The following is a 21,219-nucleotide window of genomic DNA, read 5'->3' on the forward strand; positions in this document are numbered from 1 at the left end:
TTGAGCGAGAGTGAAGAATATGAGCCTGAATCCTAGAGATGCAGTCATTGTCGACTTCGGCCGCACCCCGATGGGTCGCTCCAAGGGTGGCATGCACCGCAACACCCGCGCCGAAGACATGTCGGCGCACCTGATCAGCAAGCTGCTGGAGCGCAATACCAAGGTCGACCCGGCGGAAGTCGAAGATGTGATCTGGGGCTGCGTGAACCAGACCCTGGAGCAGGGCTGGAACATCGCGCGCATGGCGTCGCTGATGACCCAGATCCCGCACACCAGCGCCGGCCAGACCGTGAGCCGCCTGTGCGGTTCTTCCATGAGCGCCCTGCACACTGCCGTGCAGGCGATCCAGACCGGCAACGGCGACGTCTTCGTGATCGGTGGCGTGGAGCACATGGGCCACGTCGGCATGATGCACGGCGTCGACCCGAACCCGCACCTGTCCCTGTATGCCGCCAAGGCCTCGGGCATGATGGGTCTGACCGCCGAGATGCTCGGCAAGATGCACGGTATCAGCCGTGAGGCCCAGGACCAGTTCGGTGTGCGTTCGCACCAACTGGCCCACAAGGCCACCGTCGAAGGCAAGTTCAAGGATGAAATCATCCCGATGCAGGGCTTCGATGAGAACGGCTTCCTGAAGGTGTTCGACTTCGACGAAACCATTCGTCCGGAGACCACCCTCGAAAGCCTGGCCAACCTGAAGCCGGCGTTCAACCCGAAGGGCGGCACCGTGACCGCGGGTACTTCCTCGCAGATCACCGACGGCGCTTCCTGCATGATCGTCATGTCCGCCCAGCGCGCCCAGGACCTGGGTATCCAGCCGATGGCCGTGGTTCGCGCCATGGCGGTCGCTGGCGTCGACCCGGCGATCATGGGCTACGGCCCGGTGCCGTCCACCCAGAAGGCGCTCAAGCGCGCCGGCCTGACCATGGATGACATCGATTTCGTCGAGCTCAACGAAGCCTTTGCCGCGCAGGCCCTGCCGGTGCTGAAGGACCTCAAGCTCCTCGACAAGATGGAGCAGAAGGTCAACCTGCACGGCGGCGCCATCGCCCTGGGTCACCCGTTCGGCTGCTCCGGTGCGCGTATCTCCGGCACCCTGCTGAACGTGATGAAGCAGAACGGCGGTACCCTGGGCGTGTCCACCATGTGCGTGGGCCTCGGCCAGGGCATCACCACCGTCTTCGAGCGCGTCTGAGCGTAGCGAAGATGAAAAACCGGGGCCCAGTGCCCCGGTTTTTGCTTTTATGTGGAATGCCGCCGTAGGAAATTTCCACCAAGGGCTGGCCTCGGGCCGAATGAAACGGCACCATGCGCAACTTTTGCGGGATAGCCTGCATCAACACTGTGAGGCAACCATGAGCCTGCAACCGGGTCTCTATCGTCACTACAAGGGGCAGCAGTACCGGGTCATCGGTATTGCCCGGCATTCCGAGACCGAAGAGGAACTGGTGGTCTACCAGGCTCTCTATGGTGAATACGGCCTTTGGGTACGCCCGCTCAGCATGTTCGCCGAGACCGTCCAGGTGAATGGCGAGCAGATCGCGCGCTTCGCACTGGTGAGTGCCGAGGCGGATCCCTTTCCGCAGCCCTGAGGGCTTTACGGCCAGGGGCGAGCTTGACCGCGCCGCGCTGGCCACTATATATAGCGGTGCCGCGACGGGCGGCTCCCGCCTTTTACATATTTCATTCAGGAATACACCGATCAATGGGCAAATCGCTGGTCATCGTGGAATCCCCGGCCAAGGCCAAGACCATCAACAAGTACCTGGGCAACCAGTACGTGGTGAAGTCGAGCATCGGCCACATCCGTGACCTGCCTACCAGTGGTTCGGCCAGTACCGCCAAGGAGCCGGCCAAGCGTGGCAAGGCCGCTGCCGAGGCTCCGGCGCTGTCCGCCAAGGAAAAGGCCAAGCGCCAGCTGGTCGCTCGCATGGGTGTCGACCCGGACCATGGCTGGAAGGCCAAGTACGAGATCCTTCCCGGCAAGGAGAAGGTGATCGAAGAGCTGCGCCGCCTGGCCAAGGATGCCGACACCATCTATCTCGCAACCGACTTGGACCGCGAAGGGGAGGCCATTGCCTGGCACCTGCGGGAATCCATCGGTGGCGATGACAGCCGCTACAAGCGCGTGGTGTTCAACGAGATCACCAAGAAGGCCATCCAGGAAGCCTTCTCCCAGCCCGGCGACCTCGATATCAATCGCGTCAACGCCCAGCAGGCGCGCCGCTTCCTCGATCGCGTGGTGGGCTACATGGTCTCGCCGCTGCTCTGGCAGAAGATCGCCCGCGGCCTGTCCGCCGGCCGCGTGCAGTCGGTCGCGGTGAAGCTGGTAGTGGAGCGCGAGCGCGAGATCCGCGCCTTTGTGCCGGAAGAGTACTGGGAAGTGCACGCCGACCTCGGCACCGCCAAGGGCGCCAAGGTGCGCTTCGAAGTGGCGCGGGAGAATGGCGAGGCCTTCAAGCCGCTGAATGAAGCTCAGGCCATGGCGGCCCTGGAGAAGCTCAAGGCGTCGGCCTATACGGTCGCCAAGCGCGAGGACAAGCCGACTTCCAGCCGTCCCTCCGCGCCCTTCATCACCTCCACCCTGCAGCAGGCGGCGAGCAACCGCCTTGGCTTCGGCGTGAAGAAGACCATGATGATGGCCCAGCGTCTCTATGAGGCCGGCTACATCACCTATATGCGTACCGACTCGACCAACCTGTCTGCCGACGCCATTGATATGGTGCGTGGCTTCATCGACAGCGAGTTCGGCAAGAAATACCTGCCTGCCAAGCCGAACTTCTATTCGAGCAAGGAAGGCGCCCAGGAGGCTCACGAGGCCATCCGCCCGTCCGACGTCAATCTCAAGCCGACCCAACTGTCCGGCATGGAGCGTGACGCCGAGCGCCTCTACGACCTGATCTGGCGTCAGTTCGTCGCCTGCCAGATGCCGCCGGCCGAGTACCTGTCCACCAGCGTCGCCGTCACCGCCGGCAAGTTCGAGCTGCGCGCCAAGGGTCGCATCCTCAAATTCGACGGCTACACCCGCGTCCTGCCGCAACAGAGCAAGCCGGGTGAGGACGACGTGCTGCCGGAAATGAACGAAGGCGAGCTGCTCAAGCTGCTGCAGCTGGAGCCCAGCCAGCACTTCACCAAGCCGCCGGCGCGTTACTCCGAGGCCAGTCTGGTCAAGGAGCTGGAGAAGCGAGGCATCGGCCGCCCGTCCACCTATGCGGCGATCATTTCCACCATCCAGGAGCGTGGCTACGTGACGGTGCAGAACCGCCGTTTCTACGCGGAGAAGATGGGCGACATCGTCACCGAGCGCCTCAATGAGAGCTTCGCCAACCTGATGGACTACGGCTTCACTGCCGGCATGGAAGAGCATCTGGACGACGTCGCCCAGGGCGAGCGCGACTGGAAGCACCTGCTGGACGAGTTCTACGGCGACTTCAAGAAGAAGCTGGAGTTGGCCGAAGGTGCCGACAAGGGCATGCGCGCCAACCAGCCGACCCTGACCGACATCGCCTGCCGCGAATGCGGCCGGCCGATGATGATCCGGACCGCGTCCACCGGCGTCTTCCTCGGCTGTTCGGGCTACAGCCTGCCGCCGAAAGAGCGCTGCAAGGCCACCATCAACCTGGTACCGGGCGACGAGATCGCCGCGGACGACGAAGGCGAGTCCGAATCCCGCGTGTTGCTTGGCAAGCATCGTTGCCCGATCTGCGCCACCGCCATGGACGCCTACCTGCTGGACGAGACCCGCAAGCTGCACATCTGCGGCAACAACCCGGATTGCTCGGGCTACGAGATCGAGCAGGGCCAGTACCGCATCAAGGGTTACGAAGGCCCGAGCCTGGAGTGCGACAAGTGCGGTAGCGAGATGCAGCTCAAGACCGGCCGCTTCGGCAAATTCTTCGGCTGCACCAATGCCAGCTGCAAGAACACTCGCAAGCTGCTGAAGAGCGGCGAAGCGGCGCCGCCGAAGATCGACCCGATCCGCATGCCGGAGCTGAAGTGCGAGAAGGTCGACGACATCTACGTGCTGCGTGACGGCGCTTCCGGCCTGTTCCTGGCCGCCAGCCAGTTCCCCAAGAACCGCGAGACCCGTGCGCCGCTGGTGCGGGAGCTGATCCCGCACAAGGATGAACTGGACGCCAAGTACCACTACTTGCTGGCTGCGCCGGCCAAGGATCCCGAAGGGCGTCCGGCGGTGATCCGTTTCAGCCGCAAGACCAAGGAGCAGTACGTGCAGACCGAGGTGGAGGGCAAGCCCACCGGCTGGCGCGCCTTCTTCGACGGTGGCAAGTGGAAGGTCGAGGACAAGCGCTGACCGACTGCTGCGCGCCCGGCAACGGGCGCGCATATACTGCCTGAGTTCCCTGTGGAGGGCGCCGTCATGGCCCATGAGCTCTATACCCGCACCAACCAGAAACTGTTCTTCGCCGGCCTGTCGCTGGAGTCCTGGCGCAAGGCTGAAGAGGGCAGGGCGATGAATGCGCAGGCGCTGGTGCAGTCCGAGCGCGAGGCGTCGCTCTTTCACCTCTACGGCGCCCTGCTCGGTCTTTGCCACGAGATTGCCGGCTACTACCGCTTGCCCGAGGCCAATGCGCCGCGCGTCGAGTTGCTGCTGACCCCGCAGGTGCTGGCCGCTGCGCCCAGCCCGGAACTGGCCGAACTGGTGGAGTTGGCCCAGCAGGGTGAAACCTGGCTGGCCGAACTGCTCGCGGCCTATCGGGCGTTGTTCCAGCCGCCGCAGGCGCCGAAACAGGCCAAGGTCGATCCGACCCTGCCGCTGATTACGGCGGTAAGCGTGGAAGAGGAAGTGGCGCCGCTTTCTCGGGAAACCCTGGAGTCCTGGCGGCAGAACCTGAAAGACCTGGCGCTGCGCTTTCGGGAAACCCTGAGCGAATGCTGATTTGATCGACGGACTAGGGCGTGCTGGCGGCTGACTGTTACAATGGACGCCTTTCGTGGAGATTTGAGCCTATGCCTACGTCCTTTCTGGAAATAGTCGAACTGCCTGACGGGCGCATCATCCTGCGCCGGGCTGAGGACGAGGAGGCGTTGGTGACGCTGGACTTCTCTGCCGATGCCAAGGCCTTCCTCCAGGGGCATCACCTGGAAGTCGCCAAGGCCATGCTGAATGTCGGTGTGCAGATGGCTGGCCGGCTTGCCGAAGGCGAGATGGACCAAAACGAAGGTCCGCGCGTCCTGCATTGAGGCCCGGTGCCGAATCTTCCGCTGATTCGGTTACCGTCTGATGTCATGAGGCCCAGGCTTTTTGCCCGGCGCCCACTACTTCTCAGCCCAGCAGAATGTTCAGGCTTTGCGCGCCACCCTGGCGTGCAGCCTGCGCCAGCTGCCGTCTGGCTTTCTGGCCCAGTTGCAGCCAGCTGACAACTGTATGGCTACGCCCCAGGCGCAGCGCTTCGCAGGCCAGTTCCAGCGTGCTTTGCTCGCCTCGCGGTTGCAAGAGCAGGATGCGTTCGCGATTGAGCCCGGACTCCCGTAGCCAGGCCTGGGACAGGCTGGCGGGGGCGCCGATCAGCGTCAGCCAGCGCGCGTCCTGTTCTTCGCTCAGTTCCCGTAGCACGGAGGCCAGCAGGTGCCGGCAGTGGCCGGAGGCGCCGCGCAGGGACAATTCGCTGAAGGCCTCCGGTTCTTCCGTGTGGGCTTCATCGGCCACCTCGGTCAGCATCGGCGCCACGGGGTTGGCCAGGATGGCGTCGTGGAACAGTGGGAGCTGGGACCGGCCAAGCGATTGCGGGAACTGCATAACGCCTCCTTTAGCGGCGGATCACGCCGACACTCAAACCTTCAATCACCAGGTCCTGTTCATCCAGGTTCACTTCGATGGGGGCGAACTCGGGGTTCTCGGCAATCAGCCAGACCTTGCCACCTTCGCGCTTGAAGCGCTTGACCGTGACTTCATCGCCCAGTCGCGCCACTACCACCTGGCCGTTGCGCACTTCGCGGGTGCTGTGCACGGCGAGCAGGTCGCCGTCGTAGATCCCGATGTCCTTCATGGACATGCCGCGAACGCGCAGCAGGTAGTCGGCGCGAGGGTGGAAGAAGTCTGGGCTGATACGGCAGGATTCCTCGATGTTCTGTTGCGCGAGGATGGGAGCGCCGGCGGCGACCCGACCGATCACGGGCAGGCCGTCGTCATCGTTGGCGCCGGGCTCGAAGCCGGGAATGCGGATACCGCGGGACGCGCCGGGAGTCATCTCGATGGCGCCCTTGCGGGCGAGGGCCTTGAGGTGCTCTTCTGCGGCGTTGGGTGACTTGAAGCCGAGCTCCTGGGCGATTTCCGCGCGGGTCGGGGGGAAGCCGTTGTCTTCAAGGCAGCGCTTGATGAATGCGAGAATCTCGGCTTGGCGGGGCGTCAGTTTCAGCATGGCGGCGCTCTGTCTTTTTATACAGTGACTGGAATTATATACAGTGATCCGGTCTTGGCAACGCCTCTTTTTGGATTGCAGATGTGGGGGGAGTTGCTACCGGCCGGACCGGCCTTGGAGAGGCCGGCCGATGAAGGCGTGGCAGTTGCGTCGGATAATGGGATGCGCGGCTTGACAAGTCGGCTGGCTGAAACGTATGTTTCAAACAAGTGTTTGTCAGGCGGAGGAGCCATGGCCCAGTCGGAAACCGTCGAACGCATCCTGGATGCTGCGGAACAGCTGTTCGCGGAGAAAGGCTTCGCCGAGACTTCGTTGCGCCTGATCACCAGCAAGGCCGGGGTCAACCTGGCAGCGGTGAACTACCACTTCGGCTCGAAGAAGGCGCTGATCCAGGCGGTCTTCTCGCGCTTTCTCGGTCCCTTCTGCCAGAGCCTCGAGCGCGAGCTCGATCGGCGCCAGGCCAAAACAGAGAGCAAGCCCAGCCTCGAAGAGCTGCTGGAAATGCTCGTCGAGCAGGCCCTGGCGGTAAAGCCCCGCAGCGGCAATGACCTGTCGATCTTCATGCGCCTGCTCGGACTCGCATTCAGTCAGAGCCAGGGTCACTTGCGCAAGTACCTCGAAGAGGTTTATGGCAAAGTTTTCCGTCGCTACATGCTGCTGGTGAACGAGTCCGCCCCCAGGGTGCCGCCGCTGGAGCTGTTCTGGCGGGTGCATTTCATGCTCGGCGCCGCGGCGTTCAGCATGTCGGGCATCAAGGCGCTGCGCGCCATGGCGGAAAATGACTTCGGGGTGAACACCTCGATCGAGCAGGTGATGCGCCTGATGGTGCCCTTCCTCGCCGCCGGCATGCGCGCCGAAACCGGCGTCACCGACGACGCGCTGGCCAAGGCGGTGCTCAAGCCACGCAACAAGGCCCCGTCCGCCGCCGCGAAGGTTTAAAACGATGGGCGCGACTGGCCTGATCGGCTAAGCTTGCGGCCCATGCAAACCCTCGATCTCCTGCATATCTCCATTGCTGACCAGCAGCTCTACGGCTTTGCCGAGGGGCGGCTGGTTCTGCGCCTGCCCGTGTCTACCGCCTTGAACGGTGTGGGCGAAACCAATGGCTCCAATTGCACGCCTCGCGGCCTGCACCAGGTGCGTGCGCGCATCGGTGCCGGATTGCCAGTCGGCGCCGTGCTGCGTGGCCGGCGCTGGACCGGTGAAGTCTGGAGCGCCGAGCTGCACGAGCGCTTTCCGGGGCGCGACTGGATTCTCAGCCGCATCCTCTGGCTGAGTGGCTGCGAGCCTGGCCGCAACCGTCTGGGGAAAGTGGACAGCTTCCGCCGCTACATCTATCTGCACGGCACGCCGGACAGCGAACCCATGGGAGAAGCCCGCTCCCACGGCTGCATTCGTCTGCGCAATGCCGATGTGCTGGAACTCTTCGACCGGGTACCCGTCCACTGTGCGGTACGCATAGACGAAGCGCCGTGCCCCGACTGGGCCGCGGCCGAACTCTCCTAAGGATTTTCCATGCAAGGTTCCCTGATGCTGGATATCGGCGGCACCTGGCTGACCGCCGAGGATCGGCAGATCCTTCGTCAGCCGGAAGTCGCCGGTCTGATCATTTTCGCCCGCAATATCGAAAGCCCGCGCCAGGTGCGCGAGCTCTGCGCGTCCATTCGCGCGGTGCGCCCGGACCTGATCCTGGCCGTCGACCAGGAAGGCGGTCGCGTGCAGCGCCTGCGCCAGGGCTTCCTGCGCCTGCCGGCCATGCGTGCCCTGGCCGACAACGCCAATGCCGAGCAACTGGCCGAGCAGTGTGGCTGGCTGATGGCGACCGAGGTGCTGGCCGTGGGGCTGGATATCAGCTTCGCCCCGGTCCTGGACCTCGACCACCAGCGCAGCGCCGTGGTCGGCAGTCGCGCCTTCGAGGGTGACCCGGCGCGCGCCGCGTCCCTGGCCGGCGCTTTCATCCGCGGGCTGCGAGCTGCGGGCATGGCCGCTACCGGCAAGCATTTCCCCGGCCACGGCTGGGCCGAGGCCGATTCCCACGTGGCGATTCCTACCGACGAGCGCAGCCTGGAGCAGATTCGCCAGAGCGACCTGATTCCCTTCTCTCGCCTGGCTGCGGAGCTGGACGGCATGATGCCCGCCCACGTCATCTACCCGCAGGTGGACAACCAGCCGGCCGGATTCTCCCGGCGCTGGTTGCAGGACATCCTGCGCGGCGAGCTGAAGTTTTCCGGGGTCATTTTCAGCGATGATCTCTCCATGGCCGGCGCCCATGTGGTGGGCGATGCCGCCGAGCGTATCGAGGCCGCGCTGTCCGCTGGCTGCGACATGGGCCTGGTGTGCAATGACCGCGCCTCCGCCGAGCTGGCCCTGGAGCGCCTGCAGCGCCTGGGCGCCAAGCCTCCGGCGAGCCTTTCGCGGATGCGCCGCCGTGCCTTTCCCGGCACCGAGTACCGCCAGGATCCCCGCTGGCTGCAAGCCGTTGCAGCCCTGCGCGAAGCCCAGTTGATCGATTGAGGAACCGACATGACCGTCTACGCCATCATTGGTGGTACAGGCCTGACGCAGCTCGAAGGCCTGAGCATGAAAGCGCTGCTCCACCCTGACACGCCCTATGGCGCGCCTTCGGCCGGCATCGTCCATGGCGCGTATGCCGGGCACGACGTGCTCTTTCTCGCTCGCCACGGCCACCCGCACCGAATTCCGCCGCACCAGGTGAACTACCGCGCGAACCTCTGGGCGCTCAAGCATGTCGGCGCCCAGGCGGTGATCGCGGTGAACGCGGTGGGTGGCATCCATCCGGCAATGGGCAGTGGGCACCTGGTGGTTCCGCACCAGTTGATCGACTACACCCATGGCCGTATCGGCACCTACTTCGAGGGCGACCTGGACCACGTCACTCATATCGATTTCAGCCATCCCTATGACGAAGGACTGCGCGGCAAGCTGCTGGCGGCGCTGAATGCGTGCGACTATCCGCACAGCGACTTCGGCGTGTACGGCTGCACCCAGGGCCCACGCCTGGAAACCGTGGCCGAGATCACCCGCCTGGAGCGTGACGGTTGCGACCTGGTGGGCATGACCGGCATGCCCGAGGCGGCCCTGGCCCGCGAGCTGGGTCTGCCCTACGCCTGCCTGTCCCTGGTGGTGAATCCCGCCGCCGGCAAGTCCGAAGGCATCATCACCATGGAAGAGATCGAGGCTGCCTTGGATGAGGGCATCGGCAAGGTGCGCAATGTCCTGGCCCATGTGCTGAAGGGCTGACTCGGAAATCTAGTGGGTGCAGGGAACGCCGCGCGCACCGAGGTGTTTGCGATGTGCACGGCGCCCCTACGGGTGATTTCCATCATTGCCCCAGGGCTCAGGAGAAGCGGGGCAGGGGCGCGAAGAGGGCGTCGATGTCCTCGTCGTGCAGCCGCCAGTCTTCCTTCTCGCGTCCCTCGAGAATGCCGCGCGCCAGTGCGGCCTTTTGTGCCTGCAATTGCTGGATCTTCTCTTCCACCGTTCCCCGCGAAATCAATCGGTAGACGAATACCGGCTTGTCCTGGCCGATGCGGTAGGCGCGGTCGGTGGCCTGGCGCTCTACGGCCGGGTTCCACCAGGGGTCGTAATGGATCACGGTATCGGCAGCGGTGAGGTTCAGGCCGGTGCCGCCGGCCTTGAGGCTGATCAGGAAGAGCGGAACCTCGCCCTTCTGGAAGCGCTGGACCGGGGTGCGCCGGTCGCGCGTGTCGCCGGTGATCTGCACATAGTCGATGGCGCGCTTGTGCAATTCGTCCTCGATCAGGGCCAGCATGCTGGTGAACTGCGAGAACAGCAGCACCTTGCGGCCCTCGGCGATCAGTTCCTCGAGCATCTCCATCAGGCTGTCCAGCTTGCCCGAGCTGCTGCCACGCGGTGAGCGCGTGCCGCTCTCCTCGATCAGCCGCGTATCGCAGCAGACCTGGCGGAGCTTCAGTAGCGCTTCGAGGATCACGATCTGGCTGCGGGCGAGGCCCTTGCGGCCGATTTCTTCGCGCACCTTGCTGTCCATGGCCAGGCGCACTGTTTCGTAGAGGTCGCGCTGACGATCGCTGAGCTCGACCCATTGGGTGATCTCGCTCTTGGCGGGCAATTCGGTGGCCACCGCTTCCTTGCTGCGGCGCAGCAGGAACGGCTTGATGCGCGCATTGAGGTGCGCCAGACGGGTGCTGTCGCCGTGCTTTTCGATGGGGCTGCGGTAGTTGCGCAGGAAGTGCTGGCTGTCGCCCAGCCAGCCGGGCATCAGGAAGTGGAACAGCGACCAGAGTTCGCCCAGGTGGTTTTCCAGCGGCGTGCCGGTGAGGCAGATGCGCTGCCGCGCTTCCAGCTGGCGTACGGCCTGGGCAGCCTTGCTTGTCGGATTCTTGATGTACTGCGCCTCATCGAGGATCAGCAGGTGCAGCGGCAGGTCCCGGAAGCGCTCCAGGTCGCGTGGCAGCAGGGCGTAGGTGGTCAGCAGCAGGTCATGCCCGGCCATCTGTTCGAAGGCTTTCTTGCGCCCCGGGCCGTGCAGGGCGAGGACCCTGAGTTCCGGTGCGAAACGCTCGGCTTCGTCGAGCCAGTTGGGGATCAGGCTGGTGGGCATCACCACCAGGGCCGGGCGGTCCAGGCGGCCGGCCGCCTTCTCGGTGAGTAGGTGGGCGAGGGTCTGCAGCGTCTTGCCCAGGCCCATGTCGTCGCCAAGGATGCCGCCGGCGCCGACTTCCCGAAGGGTCTGTAGCCAGGCCAGGCCTTCCAGCTGGTAGGGCCGGAGCTCGGCCTGGAGGCCTTTGGGTGGGGAAATCGCGGCTTTGCCGCTATCCCGCAGCTTGTGCGCCACCTGGCGCAGTTCGTCGCCGCCCTGCCACTGCAGGTCCATCCCCTCCAGATGGCTCAGGCGCGCCGCGTCGGGGCGGGCGAGGCGCAGGGTCTGGGTGGGGTCCTGGTCGCGCAGGTAGAGCTCGCCCAGGGTGGCCAGCAAGGGTTTCAGCCGGGAGAAGGGCAACATCACCTGGAGCGGCCGGCCATCGGTGGCGCGGGTGGCGTCGAGCTGGAGGCGCAGCGCCTCGTCGTCCTTGCGCCGTTGCAGGTTGTGCGCGTCCAGCAGTTCCGGGTTGCGCTGGATCAGGCGCAACAGCACCGGCAGCAGGCTGATGCGGCGGCCTTCGACCACTATGCCCAGCTCCAGGTCGAACCATTCGCGGCCGGGCGCTTCGTCCACTTCGGCGTACCAGCCCTCGACCTGGGTCAGGTCGAACTGGAAGCCGGGGCGGATATCGATCTGCCAGCCTTGCTCGCGCAGGAGCGGCAGCTGCTGCTTCATGAAGTGCAGCCAGTGCTCGTCGCCGGGCAGCTCGAACATTTCCGCGCTGTTGGCGGGCAGCGCCAGGCTCTGCCGCAGGGCTTCCTTGAATCCCAACTGGCGCAATGCGTCGCGCCAGGCCTGTTCGATACGGAATTGCCGGGCGATGGCCAGGCGCTCGCCATTGACGCGATGGTGCAGGCGCTCCGGCCTTGCCGGCTTGCCATGGGTGAGGGCGCCGCCGTAGTCGAACACCAGGCCGGCCCGGTGCTGCTGGTTGCCCACCATGCGGCCGCTGCGCAGGTCGTACTGGCTCTGGGCATGGCTGCCGAGTATCAGGTGCGGAACCGGTTGCAGGTCGTCCACCAGGCGCTCGCTGGGTGGTGGCACGGTCTGCCAGCCGGAGGCCGGTAGAGACAGCAGGTGGGCGATGGCAGCGACGCAGTGCTTGCAGTTGAAGCCCACCGGGCAGCTGCAGCGGCCGACCACGCCCAGGCCCTTGGGTGCCAGGCGGATAAGTTGCGTGTAGAAGTGGCCAGCGGAGCCTTCGCAACTGGTCTCGATGGCCTTGTCGCTCAGGCTGAGCAGGCGGATGCGGTCTTCTTTCGCGTAGGCGAGGCCGCGGCTCAGGGCGCCTGGATCGAAGTCCAGGCGCCAATCCATCTGCTGGAGCTGGTCGAGCAGGACGCTCATGGCGCCTTAGAGCGGGCTGACGCGGATCAGGATGCCCAGATTGCCGTGGTCCAGGAAGGTGAGTTCGCCGTTCTTCAGGCGGCTGCCCTGGTGCAGGCGCTCGCTGCTGCTGATCAGGCCGCTGCCGTCGAAGCGGTTGATCCAGAAGTCGGCCTGGGCGTCGATGCTGCGGTCGATGGCCAGGGCCAGCGTGCCTTCAACGGGGAAGTGGCCCAGCTGCTGCTCGCCGGAGGTCACCGAAACCTTGCTCGGGATGGCGGAGAGGTCCTGGGACCAAGCCTTGTGCAGCAGCACCTCATAACCGGCGTTGGGGTTCAGCTTGGCTGCTTCGCCGTCCAGCGCCGTGCCGCGCTCGCTGCCGGCGATGGACTGGCTGCCGGCCGCCCAGTCGTCCGGAGCGGGCTGGCTGGCGGGGATGGGGTCGCCAGCCTGGCGGAAGATGATCATCTCCACCGAATAGAGGCCGTCGGCGAAGGCAGTCGGGGCCAGCAGGGCGAGCAGCAGGGCGAAGTTACGGATGGCGCGCATGGGTTGTTCCTTGGTATGGGCAATCGTTCCGCAGACTACTGCGGGGTCAGGCGTTCGAACAGCGCTTCAAGGGTATTGAAGCGTTCTTCCGGGCGTTCCATGGGCACCTGGAACTTGAACAGGGTGGCGCCTTCGAACTTGTAGCGCTTGGGTTGGCCCTGGATCAGCTTGATCAGCACCAACGGATCGACGCAGGTGTCGGCAGCAAACTCGATGCGGCCGCCCTGGGGGCCGGAATCCACCTTGCGGATGCCGAGCTTCTCGGCCTGCAGCTTGAGCAGAGTCAGGCGCACCAGGTTCTTGGTGGGCTCGGGCAGCAGGCCGAAGCGGTCGATCATCTCCACCTGCAGTTCCTTCAGGCCGTCCTCGTCGGCCGCCGAGGCGATGCGCTTGTAGAGGATCAGGCGGGCATGCACGTCAGGCAGGTAGTCCTCGGGGATCAATGCCGGCACCCGCAGGTTGACCTCCGGCCCGCCGCCGAGCGGCTGCTCCAGGTTGGGCTGCTCGCCCTTGCGGATGGCCTTCACCGCGCGCTCGAGCATTTCCATGTACAGGGTGAAGCCGACGGCCTGGATCTGGCCGCTCTGGCCTTCGCCCAGCAGTTCGCCGGCGCCGCGGATTTCGAGGTCGTGGGTGGCGAGGACGAATCCGGCGCCCAGGTCCTGGGCGTTGGCGATGGCCTCCAGGCGCTTTTCCGCGTCCAGGGTCATCTGCTTGCGCGGCGGCGTCAGCAGGTAGGCGTAGGCCTGGTGGTGGCTGCGACCGACCCGGCCGCGCAGCTGGTGCAGTTGGGCCAGGCCGAACTTGTCGGCACGCTCGATGACGATGGTGTTGGCGCTGGGCACGTCGATGCCGGTCTCGATAATGGTCGAGGCCACCAGCACATTGAAGCGCTTGTGGTAGAAGTCGCTCATCACCTGTTCGAGATCGCGCTCGCGCATCTGCCCATGGCCGACGGCGATACGCGCCTCCGGCACCAGTTCGGCCAGCTCGGCGGCGCACTTCTCGATGCTCGCCACCTCGTTGTGCAGGTAGTACACCTGGCCGCCGCGCAGCAACTCGCGCAGCAGCGCTTCCTTGATTGCGGTCTTCTGCCGCTCCATGACGAAGGTGCGCACCGACAGCCGGCGTGCCGGCGGCGTGGCGATGATGGACAGGTCGCGCATGCCCGCCACGGCCATGTTCAGAGTGCGTGGAATGGGCGTGGCGGTGAGGGTGAGGATGTCGACCTCGCTGCGCAGGGATTTCAGCTGTTCCTTCTGCCGCACGCCGAAGCGGTGCTCTTCGTCGATGATCGCCAGGCCCAGGTTCTTGAAGCGCACGTCATCCTGCAGCAGCTTGTGGGTGCCGATGATGATGTCGATCTTGCCGTCGGACAGCTGCTGCGCCGCGCTTTCCACTTCCTTGGCCGACTTGAAGCGGCTCATCACTTCGACCGTCACTGGCCAGTCGGCGAAGCGGTCGCGGAAGCTGTTGTAGTGCTGCTGGGCGAGCAGGGTGGTGGGGACCAGCACGGCCACCTGCTTGCCGCCGTGCACCGCGACGAAGGCAGCGCGCATGGCGACTTCGGTCTTGCCGAAGCCGACGTCGCCGCAGACCAGGCGGTCCATGGGCTTGGGCGTCAGCATGTCCTCCAATACGGCTTCGATGGCGGACTGCTGGTCCGGGGTTTCCTCGAAGGGGAAGCCGGCGGCGAAGGTGGCGTAGTCGGCCTTGGGGTCCTTGAATGCATAGCCTTCGCGGGCCGCGCGGCGGGCATAGACGTCCAACAGTTCGGCGGCGACATCGCGCACCTGCTCGGCGGCCTTGCGCTTGGCCTTCTGCCAGGTTTCCGAGCCCAGGCGGTGCAGCGGCGCCAGGGCGTCGTCGCTGCCGGTGTAGCGGGCGATCAGGTGCAGGCTGGCCACCGGCACGTAAAGCTTGGCTTCCTCGGCGTATTGCAGGGCGAGGAATTCTGCGGTCTGGCCCTCGATGTCCAGGGTGATCAGGCCCAGGTAGCGGCCGACGCCGTGGTCGATGTGCACCACGGGCGCACCCTCGCGCAGTTCGGCGAGGTTCTTGATCACGTTGTCGCCGGCGTCGCCACGGCGTTCGCGGCGGCGGCGCTGCATCACCCTCTGGCCGAACAGCGGGCTCTCGGCGATCAGCGCAATGCCCGGATCATCCAGCAGCAGGCCTTCGTCCAGCGGGGCGATGGTGATGGCCAGGCGCTCGGCGCTGGCGATGAACGCCGGCCAGCCCTCGACTTCCTGCGGACGCAGCTTGAGACGGGCGAGCATCTCCAGCAACACCTCGCGGCGCCCGGCGGATTCGGCGCTGAACAGCACGCGGCCCGGGAATTCGTCGAGAAAGCGGCGCAGGGCGGCCAGGGGCTCGGTGGCCTTGGCCTGGATCGCCAGGTCGGGCAGGGCGCGGGCGGAGAAGCGTTCGCGGCCGACCCCGGAGTCGATGTCGTCCTGGCTCAGCACCAGGCGCGGTGAGCCCTTGAGTCGGGCGAAGCAGTCCTCCACCGGGAGGAACAGTTCGGCGGGCGGCACCAGTGGGCGCTCGGGATCGACGCGGCGTTCCTCATAGCGATTGCGCACGTCGTTCCAGAACTGATCGGCGGCCTGTTCGATGCCCGGTAGCGAGAATACCTGGGTGTCCTGGGGCAGGTAGTCGAAGAGGGTGGCGGTTTCCTCGAAGAACAGCGGCAGGTAGTACTCGATGCCGGCCGGGGTGATGCCGCTGGTCAGGTCCTGGTAGATGGGGCAGCGACGGAAATCGACGTCGAAGCGCTCGCGGAAGCGTCCGCGGAAGTCGGTGACGGCCTTCTTGTCCAGGGGGAACTCGCGGGCCGGCAACAAGCGGATCGACTCCACCTTGTCCACCGAGCGCTGGGTCTCCGGATCGAAGGTGCGCAGGGTTTCGATCTCGTCATCGAACAGGTCGATCCGATAGGGCAGGTCGCTGCCCATGGGGAAGAGGTCGATCAGGGCGCCGCGCACGGCGAACTCGCCGTGTTCGTAGACGGTATCCACGCAACGGTAGCCGGCGGCTTCCAGACGCAGGCGCATCTGTTCCACGTCCAGCTTCTGGCCGACGTCCAGCACCAGGCTGGAGCCCAGCAGGAAGCGCGTCGGCGCCAGGCGGTGGAGGGCGGTGGTGATGGGCACCACCAGCACGCCGCGCTTTACCCCGGGCAGTCGGTAAAGGCTGTCGACGCGCTGGGAAATGATGTCCTGGTGCGGCGAGAAGAGGTCGTACGGCAGAGTTTCCCAATCGGGGAAGTGCAGTACGTCCAGGCCCGGGGCGAAGAAGCCGAGCTCCTGCTCCAGGCGTTCGGCAGTCTGGCTGTCGGCGGTGAGCAGCAGGGTGAAGCGCTTGCCGGCGCTGGCCGCTTCGGCAATCGCCAGGCTCAGGGCGGCACCGGGCAGGTTGCCCCAGTGCTGTTTGCCGGCGGTGGAGGGCAGGGGCGGGAGGCGCAATACGGACGCGGGCAAGGGGGGGGCTCCGGTCGGAAAAAAGATCGGCGGATTGTAACTATCCCGACTAGCGGATGTCAGTGTTCAGGCTGCTACTGATTGCCGACGCCTACGCGCGCCGTCATAATGTAGCCCCTTTTTTCATCCCCTACATATGTGGAAGGTACTGCCCGTGACTCAGAAGCCCGACCAGTGTCTCGGTGAATGGATCGATCGTGAAGCCCTCGCGGAAGCCATGATTCCGATGATCGGCCAGCTTTATCGCAACAACAACGTTGTCACCTCGATCTATGGCCGTGGCCTGATCAACCGCTCCGTGATTGCCATCCTCAAGGCCCACCGCTTCGCGCGTCATCGCCTGGCCGACGAGGCCGAGCTGTCGGTCCACGAGACCTTCCCCATCCTCAAGGCCATGAGCGAGCTCAAACTGGGCGCCGCCTCCGTGGACCTGGGCAAGATGGTCGCCAAGTTCAAGGCAGAAGGTAATGGCCGCAGCATCGAGCAGTTCACCAAGGACGAGCTGGCCGATGTGGTCGGCAAGCAGAACGGCTCCGGCCGCGAAGGCACCGACGTCGTCCTCTACGGCTTCGGCCGTATCGGTCGCCTGCTGGCGCGCATCCTGATCGAGAAGACCGGTGGTGGCGACGGCCTGCGCCTGCGCGCCATCGTCGTCCGCAAGGGCGCCGAGAACGACCTGGTCAAGCGCGCCAGCCTGCTGCGCCGCGACTCCGTACACGGTCCGTTCGACGGCACCATCGTCATCGACGAAGAAAACAACACCCTGACCGCCAATGGCAACCTGATCCAGGTGATCTACTCCAACGATCCGGCCTCGATCGACTACACCGCCTATGGCATCAAGAACGCCCTGCTGGTTGACAATACCGGCAAGTGGCGCGACGCCGAAGGCCTGGGCCAGCACCTGAAGTGCCCGGGTATCGATCGCGTGGTCCTGACCGCTCCGGGCAAAGGCGCGCTGAAGAACATCGTCCATGGCATCAACCATGGCGAGATCACCGCTGAAGACCGCATCGTCTCCGCGGCTTCCTGCACCACCAACGCCATCGTGCCGGTGCTGAAGGCGGTCAACGATCAGTTCGGCATCATCAACGGCCACGTCGAAACCGTTCACTCGTACACCAACGACCAGAACCTGATCGACAACTTCCACAAGGGCAGCCGCCGCGGCCGCAGCGCTCCGCTGAACATGGTGATCACCGAGACCGGTGCCGCCACCGCCGCCGCCAAGGCCCTGCCGGTGCTGAAAGGCAAGCTGACCGGCAACGCGATTCGCGTACCGACGCCGAACGTCTCCATGGCCATCCTGAACCTGAACCTGGAGAAGGCCACCACTCGCGAAGAGATCAACGAGTACCTGCGCAACGCTGCCATGCACTCGGACCTGCACAAGCAGATCGACTACGTCTCCTCCCAGGAAGTGGTGTCCTCGGACTTCGTCGGCTCCCGCCACGCCGGTGTGGTGGACGCCGAGGCGACCATCTGCAACGACAACCGCGTCGTCCTCTATGTCTGGTACGACAACGAGTTCGGCTACAGCTGCCAGGTGGTCCGCGTGATGGAAGACATGGCCGGGGTCAACCCGCCGTCTTTCCCTAACTAAGCCAATGCGTCATTAAAACGGGAGCTCTCGGGCTCCCGTTTTTCATTTTTGCGTCTGTAATCGGATAACAAGAATCGCTTGGGGATTACCCAGATGGAAGGACATCACCTTCACCAAGGGCCGCTCAAAAGGGGCCTGAAAAACCGCCACATCCAGCTTATCGCGCTGGGCGGCGCCATCGGTACCGGCCTGTTCCTGGGTTCGGCCGGGGTGCTCAAGTCGGCGGGGCCGTCGATGATTCTCGGCTATGCCATTGCCGGCTTCTTCGCTTTTCTGATCATGCGCCAGTTGGGCGAGATGATAGTCGAGGAGCCGGTGGCCGGATCCTTCAGCCATTTCGCGCACAAGTACTGGGGGGGCTATGCCGGCTTCCTTTCCGGCTGGAACTACTGGGTGCTCTATGTGCTGGTGGGCATGGCCGAGCTGACCGCGGTAGGCAAGTACATCCAGTTCTGGTGGCCCGAAGTGCCGACCTGGGTGTCGGCAGCGGCCTTCTTCGTGCTGATCAACCTGATCAACCTGGCCAATGTGAAGGCATTCGGCGAGACGGAGTTCTGGTTCGCGCTGATCAAGGTGGTGGCCATCATCGGTATGATCGTCCTCGGCATCTACCTGCTGGTCAGCGGTGAAGGTGGCCCCCAGGCGGCGGTCGACAACCTCTGGAGTCATGGCGGCTTCTTCCCCAATGGCCTGGAAGGCCTGGTGATGGTGCTGGCCATCATCATGTTCTCCTTCGGCGGCCTGGAGCTGATCGGCATCACCGCGGCCGAGGCCAGCGAGCCGAAGAAGGTGATCCCCAAGGCGATCAACCAGGTGATCTACCGCATCCTGATCTTCTACATCGGCGCCCTCAGCGTGCTGCTGATGCTCTACCCCTGGGACAAGCTGCTGGAAACCCTCGGCGCCGCGGGCGACCCCTACAGCGGCAGCCCCTTCGTGCAGATCTTCTCGCTGATCGGCAGCGACGTGGCGGCGCACATTCTCAACTTCGTGGTGCTGACGGCGGCCCTCTCGGTCTACAACAGCGGCGTCTACGCCAACAGCCGGATGCTCTACGGCTTGGCCGAGCAGGGTGACGCGCCCAAGGCGCTGATGAAGGTGGACGATCGCGGCGTGCCGGTGCTTGCCATTGGCCTCTCCGCGCTGATCACGTTGCTCTGTGTGGTCGTCAACTACCTGGCGCCGCAGAAGGCCCTGGAGCTGCTGATGGCCCTGGTGGTAGCGGCCCTGGTGATCAACTGGGCGATGATCAGCCTGTCCCACCTGAAGTTCCGCAAGAGCCTGACTGCCCAGGGAATCCAGCCTTTCTTCAAGGCGCTCTGGTATCCCGTCGGTAACTACCTGTGCCTGGCTTTCGTGGCGCTGATCCTCGGCGTGATGCTGATGATCCCGGGCATCAATGTGTCGGTCTACGCCATTCCGTTCTGGCTGGGCTTCATCGCCATCTGCTACTTCTTCAAGCGATCTGCTGCGCGGGCGACCGCTCACTGAAGCGAATGGTGGGATGGAAAACGGGAGCCGGGGGCTCCCGTTTTTCATTGGGCGCATCCGTGCAGGTCTGCGGGTGGGGTGAAAATCCGCGAAGTGGATTTCCACCGCTCGGTACTTCCGGGTACTGCGGGGCGAGCCTGAGGTAAGAGCCGGTGGACCGGTGAAGCGTGGTCCTCCTTGCACGGGTTGACCCGGTGTTCGAAAGCTGACCCGTTATTGCCTTCTGTATCCTAAGTCGCTGAAAAGAAAGGGCTTGGCTGGCAAGGGCGGGACGGGCTCCCTATAATTCGCCCTTCAATCGTTCGGAATACCGCACAGTCGTACCGCTCCAGGGTGGTGCGACGCTGCTCCTTTGGTCGCGGACCAGGGCATTCCGTGCAGAATTCCAGTGTCAGGCGAAATCTATGATCAGAATCAAGCGGGGGTTGGACCTGCCGGTGGCGGGCGAGCCGGTCCAGCGTATCGAGGCCGGGCGTCCGGTTCGGAGCGTTGCCCTCATCGGCTTCGACTACCACGGCATGAAGCCGACCATGGATGTGCAGGTGGGCGACCGGGTCAAGCTCGGCCAGCCGCTGTTCTCCGACAAGAAGAACCCCGGGGTGATCTACACCGCCCCCGGTGCCGGTGTGATCAGCGCCATCCACCGCGGCGAGCAGCGCGTACTGCAGTCGGTGGTGATCGATCTCGATGGGGACGAAGAGGTCCGCTTCGCACAGTACCCCGCCGAGCGACTCGACTGCCTTGACGCCCAGCAGGTGCGCGACAACCTGGCGCAGTCCGGCCTCTGGACCGCCCTGCGCACCCGCCCGTTCAGCCGGGTGCCGGCCATCGACGCCGTCCCCAGCTCGATCTTCGTCACCGCCATGGATACCCATCCGTTGGCAGCCGACCCGGCCGTGGTGATCGCCGAACAGGCCGCGGACTTCGAGCATGGCCTCAAGGCTCTCGCCCGCCTGGCGCGCGTTTTCCTCTGCAAGGCCGAAGGCGCAAGCCTGCCGGGCGAGGGGCTGGCCCAGGTCCAGGCCGAATCCTTCGCCGGGCCGCACCCGGCGGGCCTGCCCGGCACCCATATCCATTTCCTCGACCCGGTGAGCGCAAGCAAGAGCGTCTGGCACATCGGCTACCAGGACGTGATCGCCATCGGCAAGCTGTTCACCGGCGGCCGGCTCTGGGTCGAGCGCGTGGTGTCCCTGGCCGGCCCCGTGGTCGAGCGGCCGCGTCTGCTGCGCACCCGCCTCGGTGCCAACCTGGACGAACTCACCGCCGGCGAACTGCAGCCCGGCGCCAACCGCGTGGTGTCCGGCTCCCTGCTGGGCGGCCGGACTTCCCGTGGCTCCTGTGCCTTCCTCGGCCGCTATCATCTGCAGCTGTCCTGCCTGCGCGAGGGCAACGACCGCGAGCTCCTGCACTACCTGCGCGCCGGGGTGAACAAGCACTCGGTGCTGAACATCTTCGTTTCCAGGCTGCTGGGCGAGCGCAAGCTGGCTTTCAGCACTACCACCAACGGCAGCCCGCGGGCCATGGTGCCGGTGGGCAACTACGAGGCTGTGATGCCGCTGGATATCCTGCCCACCCACCTGCTGCGCTACCTGATAGTGGGTGACACCGAGATGGCGCAGAAGCTCGGCTGCCTGGAGCTGGACGAAGAAGATCTGGCCCTGTGCAGCTATGTCTGCGCCGGCAAGTACGAGTACGGTCCCATCCTGCGGGACAACCTCAGCCGCATTGAAAAGGAGGGCTGAG

General features: G+C 65.0%; 17 protein-coding genes. 12 read left to right on the forward strand and 5 right to left on the reverse strand.

Features of this window, described 5'->3' with window-relative positions; all coding sequences use genetic code 11:
* Positions 1-19: 19 nt before the first annotated feature.
* The 5 genes from fadA to E8F12_RS12635 all read left to right on the forward strand — a co-directional run bounded on the left by fadA (position 20) and on the right by E8F12_RS12635 (position 5,202).
* The gene (gene fadA / locus E8F12_RS12615; protein WP_280325588.1) at positions 20-1,195 is read left to right on the forward strand and encodes an acetyl-CoA C-acyltransferase FadA; all 1,176 of its coding nucleotides are present in this window, start codon (positions 20-22) and stop codon (positions 1,193-1,195) included.
* Between the two features lie 160 nt (positions 1,196-1,355).
* Positions 1,356-1,592, forward strand: a complete 237-nt coding sequence (locus E8F12_RS12620; RefSeq protein WP_280325589.1) for a DUF1653 domain-containing protein — start codon at positions 1,356-1,358, stop codon at positions 1,590-1,592.
* A gap of 113 nt (positions 1,593-1,705) precedes the next feature.
* A complete protein-coding gene (topA, locus tag E8F12_RS12625; RefSeq protein WP_280325590.1) occupies positions 1,706-4,312 on the forward strand; it encodes a type I DNA topoisomerase in 2,607 nt (868 codons plus the stop codon).
* Positions 4,313-4,378: 66 nt separating this feature from the next.
* Positions 4,379-4,897 (forward strand): DUF6586 family protein, encoded by a 519-nt coding sequence (locus tag E8F12_RS12630; RefSeq protein WP_280325592.1) that lies wholly within the window; start codon positions 4,379-4,381, stop codon positions 4,895-4,897.
* A 71-nt stretch (positions 4,898-4,968) separates the two neighbouring features.
* Positions 4,969-5,202, forward strand: a complete 234-nt coding sequence (locus E8F12_RS12635; protein WP_280325593.1) for a hypothetical protein — start codon at positions 4,969-4,971, stop codon at positions 5,200-5,202.
* A gap of 82 nt (positions 5,203-5,284) precedes the next feature.
* On the opposite strand, the gene sulA is transcribed toward E8F12_RS12635, so the two are convergent.
* Positions 5,285-5,758, reverse strand: coding sequence for an SOS-induced cell division inhibitor SulA (sulA, locus tag E8F12_RS12640; RefSeq protein WP_280325594.1), 474 nt, complete (start codon positions 5,756-5,758; stop codon positions 5,285-5,287).
* 10 nt (positions 5,759-5,768) lie between these two features.
* On the reverse strand, positions 5,769-6,380 hold the full coding sequence (lexA, locus tag E8F12_RS12645; protein WP_280325595.1) for a transcriptional repressor LexA: 612 nt from the start codon (positions 6,378-6,380) through the stop codon (positions 5,769-5,771).
* A 231-nt stretch (positions 6,381-6,611) separates the two neighbouring features.
* Here lexA and E8F12_RS12650 point away from each other — a divergent pair, with 231 nt between their 5' ends.
* From E8F12_RS12650 to E8F12_RS12665, 4 genes are read left to right on the forward strand one after another with little or no spacing between them, the layout of a single operon-like run.
* Positions 6,612-7,319: a TetR/AcrR family transcriptional regulator gene (locus tag E8F12_RS12650; protein WP_280325596.1), complete on the forward strand. Its 708-nt coding sequence runs from the start codon at positions 6,612-6,614 to the stop codon at positions 7,317-7,319.
* A gap of 42 nt (positions 7,320-7,361) precedes the next feature.
* Entirely contained in the window at positions 7,362-7,886 is a 525-nt protein-coding gene (locus E8F12_RS12655) for a L,D-transpeptidase (protein WP_280325597.1), read from the forward strand.
* A gap of 9 nt (positions 7,887-7,895) precedes the next feature.
* Positions 7,896-8,894: a beta-N-acetylhexosaminidase gene (gene nagZ, locus E8F12_RS12660; protein WP_280325598.1), complete on the forward strand. Its 999-nt coding sequence runs from the start codon at positions 7,896-7,898 to the stop codon at positions 8,892-8,894.
* A 9-nt stretch (positions 8,895-8,903) separates the two neighbouring features.
* Positions 8,904-9,641 carry an S-methyl-5'-thioinosine phosphorylase gene (locus E8F12_RS12665; protein ID WP_280325599.1) on the forward strand — a complete coding sequence of 246 codons (738 nt, stop codon included), beginning with the start codon at positions 8,904-8,906 and terminating at the stop codon, positions 9,639-9,641.
* 97 nt (positions 9,642-9,738) lie between these two features.
* On the opposite strand, the gene E8F12_RS12670 is transcribed toward E8F12_RS12665, so the two are convergent.
* Genes E8F12_RS12670 through mfd form a run of 3 tightly spaced genes read right to left on the reverse strand, consistent with a single transcriptional unit; the run spans position 9,739 to position 16,382 of the window.
* A complete protein-coding gene (locus tag E8F12_RS12670) occupies positions 9,739-12,372 on the reverse strand; it encodes a DEAD/DEAH box helicase (protein WP_280325600.1) in 2,634 nt (877 codons plus the stop codon).
* A 6-nt stretch (positions 12,373-12,378) separates the two neighbouring features.
* Positions 12,379-12,900, reverse strand: coding sequence for a CsiV family protein (locus E8F12_RS12675; protein ID WP_280325602.1), 522 nt, complete (start codon positions 12,898-12,900; stop codon positions 12,379-12,381).
* Between the two features lie 35 nt (positions 12,901-12,935).
* On the reverse strand, positions 12,936-16,382 hold the full coding sequence (gene mfd, locus E8F12_RS12680; RefSeq protein ID WP_280325603.1) for a transcription-repair coupling factor: 3,447 nt from the start codon (positions 16,380-16,382) through the stop codon (positions 12,936-12,938).
* A gap of 136 nt (positions 16,383-16,518) precedes the next feature.
* Here mfd and E8F12_RS12685 point away from each other — a divergent pair, with 136 nt between their 5' ends.
* The 3 genes from E8F12_RS12685 to E8F12_RS12695 all read left to right on the forward strand — a co-directional run bounded on the left by E8F12_RS12685 (position 16,519) and on the right by E8F12_RS12695 (position 21,218).
* The gene (locus tag E8F12_RS12685) at positions 16,519-17,985 is read left to right on the forward strand and encodes a glyceraldehyde-3-phosphate dehydrogenase (RefSeq protein WP_280325604.1); all 1,467 of its coding nucleotides are present in this window, start codon (positions 16,519-16,521) and stop codon (positions 17,983-17,985) included.
* Between the two features lie 93 nt (positions 17,986-18,078).
* Entirely contained in the window at positions 18,079-19,476 is a 1,398-nt protein-coding gene (locus E8F12_RS12690; RefSeq protein WP_280325605.1) for an amino acid permease, read from the forward strand.
* Between the two features lie 404 nt (positions 19,477-19,880).
* Positions 19,881-21,218, forward strand: coding sequence for a Na(+)-translocating NADH-quinone reductase subunit A (locus E8F12_RS12695; RefSeq protein ID WP_280325606.1), 1,338 nt, complete (start codon positions 19,881-19,883; stop codon positions 21,216-21,218).
* The last annotated feature ends 1 nt before the right edge of the window (position 21,219 follow it).

Origin of the sequence: Pseudomonas sp. BN102 (genome assembly GCF_029871245.1) — a bacterium.
In the GTDB taxonomy this organism is placed as follows: domain Bacteria; phylum Pseudomonadota; class Gammaproteobacteria; order Pseudomonadales; family Pseudomonadaceae; genus Metapseudomonas.

Bases quoted from the DNA above. Each gene is read 5' to 3' on its own strand.
- fadA (WP_280325588.1), top strand. From the start codon at position 20: ATGAGCCTGAATCCTAGAGATGCAGTCATTGTCGACTTCGGCCGCACC.
- E8F12_RS12620 (WP_280325589.1), top strand. From the start codon at position 1,356: ATGAGCCTGCAACCGGGTCTCTATCGTCACTACAAGGGGCAGCAGTAC.
- topA (WP_280325590.1), top strand. From the start codon at position 1,706: ATGGGCAAATCGCTGGTCATCGTGGAATCCCCGGCCAAGGCCAAGACC.
- E8F12_RS12630 (WP_280325592.1), top strand. From the start codon at position 4,379: ATGGCCCATGAGCTCTATACCCGCACCAACCAGAAACTGTTCTTCGCC.
- E8F12_RS12635 (WP_280325593.1), top strand. From the start codon at position 4,969: ATGCCTACGTCCTTTCTGGAAATAGTCGAACTGCCTGACGGGCGCATC.
- sulA (WP_280325594.1), bottom strand. From the start codon at position 5,758: ATGCAGTTCCCGCAATCGCTTGGCCGGTCCCAGCTCCCACTGTTCCAC.
- lexA (WP_280325595.1), bottom strand. From the start codon at position 6,380: ATGCTGAAACTGACGCCCCGCCAAGCCGAGATTCTCGCATTCATCAAG.
- E8F12_RS12650 (WP_280325596.1), top strand. From the start codon at position 6,612: ATGGCCCAGTCGGAAACCGTCGAACGCATCCTGGATGCTGCGGAACAG.
- E8F12_RS12655 (WP_280325597.1), top strand. From the start codon at position 7,362: ATGCAAACCCTCGATCTCCTGCATATCTCCATTGCTGACCAGCAGCTC.
- nagZ (WP_280325598.1), top strand. From the start codon at position 7,896: ATGCAAGGTTCCCTGATGCTGGATATCGGCGGCACCTGGCTGACCGCC.
- E8F12_RS12665 (WP_280325599.1), top strand. From the start codon at position 8,904: ATGACCGTCTACGCCATCATTGGTGGTACAGGCCTGACGCAGCTCGAA.
- E8F12_RS12670 (WP_280325600.1), bottom strand. From the start codon at position 12,372: ATGAGCGTCCTGCTCGACCAGCTCCAGCAGATGGATTGGCGCCTGGAC.
- E8F12_RS12675 (WP_280325602.1), bottom strand. From the start codon at position 12,900: ATGCGCGCCATCCGTAACTTCGCCCTGCTGCTCGCCCTGCTGGCCCCG.
- E8F12_RS12685 (WP_280325604.1), top strand. From the start codon at position 16,519: ATGTGGAAGGTACTGCCCGTGACTCAGAAGCCCGACCAGTGTCTCGGT.
- E8F12_RS12690 (WP_280325605.1), top strand. From the start codon at position 18,079: ATGGAAGGACATCACCTTCACCAAGGGCCGCTCAAAAGGGGCCTGAAA.
- E8F12_RS12695 (WP_280325606.1), top strand. From the start codon at position 19,881: ATGATCAGAATCAAGCGGGGGTTGGACCTGCCGGTGGCGGGCGAGCCG.